This is a genomic window from Nocardioides sp., from assembly GCF_036401255.1.
Classification (GTDB): domain Bacteria; phylum Actinomycetota; class Actinomycetes; order Propionibacteriales; family Nocardioidaceae; genus Nocardioides.
Genome location: NZ_DASWVI010000327.1, coordinates 1 through 8,869, shown reverse-complemented (window position 1 = coordinate 8,869; position 8,869 = coordinate 1). Strand labels below are relative to the sequence as shown.

At 73.6% G+C, this 8,869-nt stretch carries 9 protein-coding genes; 4 read left to right on the top strand and 5 right to left on the bottom strand.

Annotation, left to right across the window (positions count from 1 at the left end):
- On the top strand, positions 1–1,252 hold a 1,252-nt coding region (locus VGD85_RS15320), incomplete at its 5' end, for an exopolysaccharide biosynthesis polyprenyl glycosylphosphotransferase (protein ID WP_331064298.1).
- 384 nt (positions 1,253–1,636) lie between these two features.
- Positions 1,637–2,398, top strand: coding sequence for an AfsR/SARP family transcriptional regulator (locus tag VGD85_RS15315; protein ID WP_331064297.1), 762 nt, complete (start codon positions 1,637–1,639; stop codon positions 2,396–2,398).
- Positions 2,399–2,427: 29 nt separating this feature from the next.
- On the opposite strand, the gene VGD85_RS15310 is transcribed toward VGD85_RS15315, so the two are convergent.
- On the bottom strand, positions 2,428–3,099 hold the full coding sequence (locus tag VGD85_RS15310) for a helix-turn-helix transcriptional regulator (RefSeq protein WP_331064296.1): 672 nt from the start codon (positions 3,097–3,099) through the stop codon (positions 2,428–2,430).
- A gap of 256 nt (positions 3,100–3,355) precedes the next feature.
- On the opposite strand from VGD85_RS15310, the gene VGD85_RS15305 reads away from it, so the two are divergent.
- Positions 3,356–4,057, top strand: coding sequence for a response regulator transcription factor (locus VGD85_RS15305; RefSeq protein ID WP_331064295.1), 702 nt, complete (start codon positions 3,356–3,358; stop codon positions 4,055–4,057).
- A 6-nt stretch (positions 4,058–4,063) separates the two neighbouring features.
- Here VGD85_RS15305 and VGD85_RS15300 read toward each other — a convergent pair whose 3' ends face one another.
- The 4 genes from VGD85_RS15300 to VGD85_RS15285 all read right to left on the bottom strand — a co-directional run bounded on the left by VGD85_RS15300 (position 4,064) and on the right by VGD85_RS15285 (position 6,728).
- Complete coding sequence (locus tag VGD85_RS15300; protein ID WP_331064294.1) at positions 4,064–4,456, bottom strand: VOC family protein; 393 nt, start codon at positions 4,454–4,456, stop codon at positions 4,064–4,066.
- Positions 4,457–4,539: 83 nt separating this feature from the next.
- A complete protein-coding gene (locus tag VGD85_RS15295) occupies positions 4,540–5,319 on the bottom strand; it encodes a 3'(2'),5'-bisphosphate nucleotidase CysQ (RefSeq protein WP_331064293.1) in 780 nt (259 codons plus the stop codon).
- 78 nt (positions 5,320–5,397) lie between these two features.
- The gene (gene pth / locus VGD85_RS15290; protein WP_331064292.1) at positions 5,398–6,006 is read right to left on the bottom strand and encodes an aminoacyl-tRNA hydrolase; all 609 of its coding nucleotides are present in this window, start codon (positions 6,004–6,006) and stop codon (positions 5,398–5,400) included.
- A 50-nt stretch (positions 6,007–6,056) separates the two neighbouring features.
- On the bottom strand, positions 6,057–6,728 hold the full coding sequence (locus VGD85_RS15285; protein ID WP_331064291.1) for a 50S ribosomal protein L25/general stress protein Ctc: 672 nt from the start codon (positions 6,726–6,728) through the stop codon (positions 6,057–6,059).
- 234 nt (positions 6,729–6,962) lie between these two features.
- Here VGD85_RS15285 and VGD85_RS15280 point away from each other — a divergent pair.
- The coding region (locus VGD85_RS15280; protein WP_331064290.1) for a M1 family aminopeptidase at positions 6,963–8,869 on the top strand (1,907 nt) is incomplete at its 3' end.

Below are 8,869 nucleotides of genomic sequence, written 5' to 3'. Positions count from 1 at the left end.
TGTCGCGGCGGCCGGGGCGGCGCTGGCCGCCGTCTGGATCGGGGCGCTGCGGGCCGCGGGAGCCTACGACCGTGGCGTGCTCGCCGACCACCGGAGCACCCGGGCGATCCGGGTGGCGCCGGCGCTGCCGCTGGCCGTGCTGCTGCTCGCCGCCCTCCGCGGGACGACGATCGACGCCCCGCGGCTCGCCGCCCTGACGGTGGTCGTCGCGTCCGCGTCGTACCTGCAGCACACGCTCGCGGGACTCGCCCGGACGCGGACGCGAGCACCGGCCCGCGTGGTCCTCGCCGGGCATCCCCACGGCGTCCGGTGGCTGCTGGACGACCTCGAGACCAGCGGTCGGCTCTCGGTCGTCGCCGTCTGCGTCACCGAGGCCGTCTCGCGGGGCGACTTCGCCGCGCCGGTCGTCACCGGCTGGGAGAACCTGCGGTCGTGCGTCCGTGAGCACGCGGCGGAGGCCGTGGTGGTGGTGCCGTGTCGGCACGTGGATCCCGACCGGATCCGGCGGGCGGGCTGGGACCTCGAGGCGGCCCGGGACGGGACCGGGCTGTTCGTCGCATCCGGCCTGCCGGAGGCCGGGGTCGCAGGGGCGCGGGTCACGACCGCCGGCCGCGTCCCCCTCGTGCCGGTCCGGTGGGCGCGGACCAGCGGCGCCGCTCGGTGGGCCAAGTCGGTCGGCGAGCGGGTCGTCGCGGCGGTGGCGCTGGTCGTGGTGGCGCCGTTGCTGCTGGCGCTCGCCGCCCTGATCCGCCTGGAGTCGCCGGGTCCGGCGGTGTTCCGCCAGACGCGGATCGGCAAGGGCGGTGTCCCCTTCACGATGCTGAAGCTGCGGACCATGTGCGCCGACGCGGCGCAGCTGCAGGCCTCGCTGTCGGCCACGACGCCGGCGGAGCTGATGCTCTTCAAGCTGCGTGCCGACCCGCGCATCACCCGCCTCGGGCGGTTCCTGCGGACCTACTCGCTCGACGAGCTGCCGCAGCTGGTCAACGTGGTGTGCGGGCAGATGGCGCTGGTCGGTCCCCGGCCCGCGCTGCCGTGCGAGGTGGAGCGGTACGAGCGCGACGTGTTCCGCCGGCTGACCGTGACCCCCGGCATGACGGGTCTGTGGCAGGTCTCCGGCCGCTCGGACCTGTCGTGGGAGGAGGCCGTGCGGCTGGATCTGCACTACGTCGACGACTGGACCCCGGGCCTGGACCTGCGGATCCTGCTGCGCACGGTCGGCGCGGTCCTCGGCCACCGCGGCGCCTACTGAGCATCGCCCCGTCGACGCGGCCCGTTTCCCACGTTTTGGGGATGTGTCCCACGGCCGGGTCGGGGATCGTGGAACGTGCCGGACGGTGACGTCCGGCGCCCGGAACGGCCCACCAGCCGTACCACCCGGTGCCAGTCCCCACGTCTGGCATCACCTCCTCCGGGGAGTCCGCGGTGGGGCCGGCTCCGCCACACCCATGTCCCCCCATGGCGGCGGTCGGCGGAGGCCGGACGCGGCTGGTGGGTCCTCCGGCCCGCGACCCCCTGCCGCGAGGCGTGATGCTGCGCTCATCACGTTCGCATGCGACGCCGCGGCGGCGTGGCTAGGCTCGAGACAGAGCGGCCAGGGAGTCGTTCCAGTCCCAGCTGGAGCGAGGCGATCCGCGTGATCCATGAACAGCAGAAGATCCAGATCAGGCTCCTCGGTCCGCTCGGCGTGCGCCGGCTCGACGGCTCCTGGGTCGCCGTCGAGGAGTGGCGCACCGGCAAGACGGCGGACCTGCTGCGCATCCTGGCCCTGAACGGGGGCCGCCCGGTCCGGCCGGCCGACCTCATCGGGCGGCTGTGGCCCGACGCCAGCACCGACCACGCCCGCGGCAGTCTGCGCACCGCGAGCAGCCAGATCCGGCGCGTCGTACGGACCGACTGCGTCGTCCGGCGTCTCGACGGCCTCGTCCTCCAGGACGCCTGGGTGGACACCTTCTACTTCCTCCAGGCGGCGCGGCGGGCCGCGGTGGCGGCGCGCGGCGGTCACCACCTGCGGGTGCTGGCGACGGCACAGGCCGCCGAGCACCTGTACGTCGACGACTTCCACGCCCACGACGACGACAGCGACTGGGCCGTCTCCGAGCGCGAGCACCTGCGCCGCGCCCGGCACGAGATGCTCTGCGACGCGGCGACCGCGGCGTTCGAGCTGCACCGCTACCGCGAGTGCCTCGACCTGGCCACCACGGCGATCGAGGTCGAGCGGTCCTCCGAGACCGCCCACCGGCTGGTGATGCGCGCCCACGAGGCGCTCGGCGACGTCGGCAGCGCCCTGCGGGCGTTCGAGACCTGTCGCGATCACCTCGCGCGCGAGCTCGGCGCCGACCCCTCACCCCAGACCCAGGAGCTGCACCTGCGCCTGCTCCGCGGCGACTCGGCATGAGCGCCCCATGACCGCGGGTGGCGCGCGGGTCAGCAGGCGTCCCGGGCGCAGGCGGGGTCGCCCACGTCCGCACGCACCGTGTCGAACACCGCGACGGCCGCGAGCTGGGTGCGCACCCCCAGCTTGTGCAGCACCGCCTGGACCTGGCTGCGCACCGTCGCCGGCGCGACCCCGGCGACCTCGGCGATGAGCGCCACCGGCTGTCCGGCGTGCAGCGAGCGCAGCACCGCGAGCTCGCGCGGCGTCAGCGACCGGACCCGGCCCAGCACCAGGCGGCGGCCGAGCTCGACGACGCGCCAGGCGTCCACGAGCGCTCGCCGCTCCTCGGGCTCGGTGAGCTCCCGGCCGTTGCCGAGGCAGACGATCGCGGAGCGCAACCGCTCCAGCGACACCGTGCTGGGCAGCACCCCGCGCGCCCCGGCCTCGAGCACCCCGCCCCAGGCAGGACCTCGGGGCGCGCCGCCGAGCACGAGCCACGACAGCGGCGTCGCGCCGACCAGCGCGCGGGCCTCCTCGAGCCGCGCGGCCGGCTCCAGGTCGCACAGCAGCACGCCCACACCGTCCTGGCCGGCCAGCTCGGCGACGTCGACGGGCCACCCTTCGACCGCATCCACGCGGAACCCCGCCGAGGACAGTGCCGCGGCCACCGACTCCACCATCAGCAGGTGGTCGGCGCAGACGACGACTCGACGATGGAACATGACGTTGACAGCGTGGTCCCCCGGGCCCCGGCTGGGGCCGCTCCGCCCCGGCCGCACCCTGATATTGGGGACCCTCCCCCACCCCATGCGGACGTTCCTCCCCCAAATGGGGGATAGCCGACGACCCGGCCGGCGAGCCGCTCGGCTCGGCGTACGTTCGGCAGCGCGCAGCGACGGGGGTGAGTTGCATGAGGGACTCCAGCAGCAACCGGGATCGGAGCCGCTGCCGCCCGAGCGAGGGGCGGCGGAGCCGGTGATGACGATGCATCCCGCACCGGCGCGGAGCCGGGTGCGGATCCTGGTGCTCGAGGACCACGCGCTGTTCGCCGAGTCGCTGGAGCTCGCGCTGACGCTCGAGGGGTACGACGTGCGCCGGGTGCCGATCCCGGACCACGCCTGCGCACCGGGACAGGTCCTCGCCTCCGCCGGCCGCTGGAAGCCGCGGATCGCGCTGGTCGACCTCGACCTCGGCAGCTTCGGCGACGGGGCGGACCTCATCGAGCCGCTCGCCCGGTCCGGGACCAACGTGGTGGTCGTCACCGCGTCCACGGACCGCGCCCGTTGGGGCGAGTGCGTGCAGCGGGGTGCCCGCCAGGTGATCTCGAAGAACCAGCCGCTCAACGACATCCTGGCCGTCGTCCGCCGGTTGAGTCAGGGCCTGCCGGTCATCACCCACGAGGAGCGCGAGGAGCTCCTGGAGCTGTGGCAGGAGCGCCGTCGCACCCAGCAGGTGGCGCGCAGCCGGCTGGCGACCCTCACCGCCCGGGAGCGGGAGATCCTGGGCCGGCTGATGGAGGGCCACCCGGTGCGCGACATCGCCCACCACGACTACGTGTCCGAGGCGACCGTGCGCACCCAGGTGAAGTCGATCCTCGCGAAGCTCGGCGTCAGCTCCCAGCTGGCCGCTGCCGGCCTGGCCCGCAGCGTGGGCTGGCAGGCACCGGGCCACCACTGCTGACCGGGCCTACCGCGCAAGCTCCGCCTCGGAGCGCAGCATGCAGAACTCGTTGCCCTCGGGGTCGGCGAACACGACCCAGCCGGTCCCGGGTCCGTACTTGCCCCGCAGGTCGGCCACCAGCGTCGCGCCGTGGGCGAGGACGGTCTCGACCTCCTCGTCGCGCGACGCCGTGCGGGGGCGCAGGTCCAGGTGGAGCCGGTTCTTCACCGCCTTGTCCTCGGGGACCTCGATGAACAGCAGCCGGTGACCGGACTCGGGGTCGCGGATCATGCACTCCTCGTGCCCGGGGAGGTTGGGGTCGCCGTCGAGGTCGACGTAGCCGAGCAGGGCCTTCCACCACTCCGAGAGCTCGTAGGCGTTGCGGCAGTCGATGGTCGTGTGCGAGACGAAGGCGGTCATGCGGCGACCCTCCCGGCTGCGACCGCGGGCGGCAACGGGTTATCGGCTCGGATCGACACCGTGTCCGGCGAGGTGCCGGATCATCACTCGTAGCCGTGTTCCTTGACGAACGCGACGATCCGCTCGGCCAGCTCGGGGCGGCAGACGATCAGGTCGGGGAGGTAGACGTCCTCCTGGTTGTAGGCCAGCGGAGTGCCGTCGATGCGCGAGGTGAACAGGCCGGCGGCGCGAGCGACCGCGACCGGGGCGGCCGAGTCCCACTCGTACTGGCCGCCGGCGTGCACGTAGGCGTCGGTGATGTCGCGGGCCACCGAGATGACCTTGACCCCGGCCGAGCCCATCGCGACCAGGTCCGCGCCGAGCTCCTCGGCGAGCGCGTGCACGAACGCGGGCGGGCGGCTGCGCGAGACCGCGATCCGCGGCTGCGGTGCGCTGCTGGGGGGTACGACGGGGGGCGCCCCGGTGCTGAACGTCTCGCCGAGCGCCGGCTGCGCCACGGCACCGGCCACCAGCTCGCCGTCGGCCCACAGGGCGACGTGCACGGCCCAGTCGTCGCGGGGCACCTCGGAGAACTCCCGGGTGCCGTCGAGCGGGTCCACGATCCAGACCCGGTCGCTCCGGAGCCGCGCCTTGTCGTCCTTGCCCTCCTCGGAGAGCACCGCGTCCCCCGGGCGGTGCTCGGCGAGCAGGGCCATCAGCAGGTCGTGCGCGGCACGGTCGCCGGCGTCCTTGAGCTCGCGGCCCTCGAGGCCCTCCTGGCGGACCTCGAGGAGGCGCTCGCCAGCGACGGTGGCCAACCAGGCCGCGAGCACGTGGTCGTCGGTCGCGGCGGCGTCGGGCGGGGTGCCGGGGTCGAAGCTCATGGACCGAACCCTATCGAGGGCTCAGACCCGCGTTGACCCGCCCGGAACTTTCGGGCGGGTCACCTCGTGAGCGCCGGATCAGGAGTTGAACTGCTGCTGGGTGCGCTCGAGACCCTCGGTGATCAGCGACTCGACGGCGTCCGCGGCGCGGTCGACCTGGAACGGCAGCACCTTGCGCTCCGTCGTCGAGTAGTTGGACAGCACGAAGTCGGCCGGGTCCTGACGCCCTGGAGGGCGGCCGATGCCGACCCGCACCCGGTAGAAGTCGCCGGTGCCGAGCGAGGAGCGCATCGAGCGCAGGCCGTTGTGGCCGTTGTCGCCGCCGCCGAGCTTGACCCGCATCGTGTCGAACGCGATGTCGAGCTCGTCGTGGACCGCGACGATGCGCTCGGGCGGGACCTTGTAGAAGCCCGCGAGCTGCTTGACCGGGCCGCCGGTCTCGTTCATGTAGCAGCGTGCGCGCATCAGCACGACGCGCGGCCCGTCCTGCCCGGGCAGCCCGAGCCGGCCCTCGACCACGTCCGCGCGCCCGGACTTGTGCGCACGCAGCGGCGAGCCCAGCCGGGACGCGAGCTCGTCGACGACGAGGTAGCCCACGTTGTGGCGGTGCCCGGCGTAGGTCGGGCCGGGATTGCCCAGCCCGACCACCAGCCACACGGGTGCAGTGCCGTCGGGGGAGTCGGCCACGCGATCTCGGCCCTTCCTGCGGAACGACGGTCGAAACAGGTGACGGAGCGTCACTCCTCGGACGCGGCCTCGGTGCTCTCGGTCGCCTCGGCGCCGACCTCGTCGACGTCCTTGTCGGACTCCTCGCGCTCGATGCCGGCCTCGGCCTCGGCCTCCTCCAGCTCGGCCTCGAGAGCCTCGGCGGACTGCTGCTGGGTCACGTTGACGACCAGCGTCTCGGGGTCGAGCAGCAGCGTGCTGCCCGAGGGGATCGTCAGGTCGGAGGCGTGGATCTGGGTGCCGGCCTCGGCGCCCTCGATGTCGACCTCGATGTGCTCGGGGATGTGGGTGGCCTCGGCCTCGAGCTGGATGGCCGCGGTCTCGGTGACGACGAGCGTCTCGCGGGCGGCCTCGCCGACCAGCAGCACCGGCACCTCGACGGTGACCTTCTCGCCGCGCTTGACCGCGACGAAGTCGACGTGCTCGAGCTGGCGCTTGATCGGGTCGATCTGGACCTGCTTGGTCAGCGCCAGCTGGTCCTTGCCGTCGATCTCGAGCTCGAGCAGGGCGTTGGCGCCGCCGTGCTTGAGGGCCATCATCGTCTCGTGACCGGGCAGGGTCAGGTGGATGGGCTCGTTGCCGTGGCCGTAGACGACGGCGGGAACCTTGTGCTCGCGCCGGATCCGGCGGGCGGCACCCTTGCCGAACTCGGTGCGGGTCTCGGCCTTGATCTTCTCGGACATGCTGAGCTCTTCTCCTCGGTGGTGCTGGCTGTCGGTGGTGCTTCGCGGTCTCGGGGCCTCGGCGCACGGTGATCGTGGCGGCACATCCGATGCGGACCAGCCAGCCCTGTCGATCACGGAGCGACCGGTGGGTGCGCTCCCTCGCCGAGGCAACTTCCACAGACTACCGGCGCGCTCACGCGGTGGCGAATTCGCGGACGCCTCGACCGAGGGTCGCCCCGTAGGGTCGGATGTGTGTCCCTCACCCTGGCCGAGGCCCGCCAGCGCGCCGGCGCCGTCTCCGACGTCAGCTACGCCCTCCACCTCGACCTGACGTCGCCCGGCGGCGCCACCTTCGGGTCGCGCACGACGGTGACCTTCACCGCCGGGGCACCCGAGACGTTCCTGGAGCTCGCGGCGGCCGAGGAGCTCTCGGTCGAGCTCGACGGCCGGGCCGTGCTGCCGGCGTACGACGGTCGCCGGATCCGGCTCGCCGGGCTCGACGGTCGGCACGAGGTCGTGGTGTCGGCCCGGCTGCCGTACGTCACCGACGGCGACGGCATGCAGCGCACCGTCGACCCGGCCGACGGCGAGACCTACGTCGCGGCGTACCTCGGCATGGACATCGCCCAGAAGGTGTTCGCCTGCTTCGACCAGAACGACCTGAAGGCGCCGATCGCCCTGACGGTCGAGGCCGACCCGGCCGCGACGGTGCTCGCCAACGGTCGCACCCTGCGGGCCGGGGTCGGCTCGTGGGAGTTCGCGCCGACGCCGCCGATCCCGCCGGCCCTGTTCGTCGTCGCCGCGGGTCCCTGGGTCTCCCGGCGCTGGGAGCACGCGGGGCTGCCGTTCGGCTGGCACGCCCGGGCCTCGCTCGCCGCCGAGCTCGACCGCGACCTCGAGGAGCTGCGGGCGATCACCGTGGACTGCTTCGACCACTACGCACGGATCTTCACCGAGCCCTACCCGTTCGACTCCTTCGACCAGGTCTTCGTCCCGGGCCTGAACTGGGGCGCCCAGGAGATGCCGGGCTGCGTGACCTACCGCGACGAGCTCCTGCCCCGGGGCGCGGTGCCCGAGCACCTGCGCCAGCTCCGCGCGGCGGTCATCGCCCACGAGATGTCCCACATGTGGTTCGGGGACCTGGTGACGATGACGTGGTGGGAGGACAGCTGGCTCCAGGAGTCGTTCGCGGACTACCTCGGCTACCGCGTGGCCGCCGACGGGGCCGGCTACCCGGGGGCGCTGCTCGGGCACGAGGCCGAGCGCAAGCCGGGGGCGTACGACGCCGACGGGCGTCGCTCGACCCACCCGGTCGCACCGGACGCCGAGGACGTTCCGGACGTCGACGCCGCGGCCACGATCTTCGACGCGATCTCCTACGCCAAGGGCAACTCCGTGCTGCGCCAGCTGGTCACCTGGCTGGGCGACGACGCGTTCCTGCGGGGCGTCAACACCTACCTGACCCGGCACCGCTTCGCGAACGCCACCCTGGACGACTTCGTGGCCGCGCTCGACGAGGCCACCGACCGCGACGTGCGCGACTGGGTGCGGCTGTGGCTGCGCAGCACCGGCTTCGACACGCTGCGGGTCGAGCGGGTCGGGCCCGACGGCGCGATCCCCGCGGTGCGCCGGCTTGGGGTACGCCCGCACCGGGTGCGGGTGACGGCGTACGACGACTCCTGGACCGAGGTCGGCAGCACGCTCGTCGACGTCCACGACGACCCCGTGCCGCTGCCGCAGTTCGCGGGCCGCTTCGTGGTGCCGAACAGCCACGGTGAGACCTACGCCCGGATCGTGCTCGAGCGCCGGACCCGCGACGCGCTCTCGGCGAACCTGTGCCGGATCGACGACGACCTGGTGCGGGCGGTGCTGTGGACGATGCTGTTCGAGGAGGTGCACAGCCGGGCGGTGCCGGGCGAGGAGTTCGTCGACCTCGTCGCCCAGCACCTCGCCGGCGAGCGCAGTGCGCTGCTCGTCAGCGCCGTGCTGACCCGCACGCTCGCACGGGTGGTGCCACTGCGCACGCCCGCCGACCGCGCCGCCCGGGCGCACGACGTCGTTGCGGGCGCGTGCGCCACCGGCCTGCTGCATGCGTGCACGCCGGCCCTCGCGCTGGCGTTCGCCGCCGGCTTCGCGGCGACCTCACGAGAGCCCGAGAC